The sequence below is a fragment of the Roseobacter sp. TSBP12 genome, assembly GCF_009129705.1.
Classification (GTDB): domain Bacteria; phylum Pseudomonadota; class Alphaproteobacteria; order Rhodobacterales; family Rhodobacteraceae; genus Celeribacter; species Celeribacter baekdonensis_A.
The window spans coordinates 1-522 of record NZ_PYIB01000034.1 but is presented as its reverse complement, the minus strand read 5'-3'; the positions used below and the strand labels follow the sequence as shown (position 1 = coordinate 522).

Below are 522 nucleotides of genomic sequence, written 5' to 3'. Positions count from 1 at the left end.
CATCCCGGATTGAGACGATTGAGGACGATGCTGACCCATCGAGGGCCATGGTCCGCGCGTATCGCCCGATCCTTTGAGCGGATGCGCAAAATGCGCCCGCACCAGCTTTCCGATGAGTTGGAGCGCTATGAGCACGATATGTCGATTGTCGGTGCCTCCGCGTGGAACAAACTGTTTGACGAAACCATCGCCGATCTGAAATTTACCGTGGAGGGCAAGGAGCTTGGGCTTGAGGCCACATCAACCCCTAGATGATGGATCAAAACCGCGACAAAACGTGAGGCGGCAGCCCCGCGAAAATGGCCCGTGTCTTGGGCCAGAACATCAAGATTTTATCTCGTGTTCACAATACCTTGGCCAAAATGGGCGAGGTCGAGGATCGCTGGCGCAGGATGCCGACGCCGCAAACCGGACGGCACCTGTCCAACGATGTCGAACCCGAGGTCGTGCAAGCGCTGCGTGACGCCGTGGTCGCCGCTATCGAAACTGTCGCACCGCTATTATGAACTCAAACGCGGTTGG

General features: G+C 57.5%; 1 pseudogene. It reads left to right on the top strand.

The features are described from left to right. Window positions 1-522: pseudogene (locus C8029_RS10640) on the top strand (M3 family oligoendopeptidase); the annotation flags it as partial.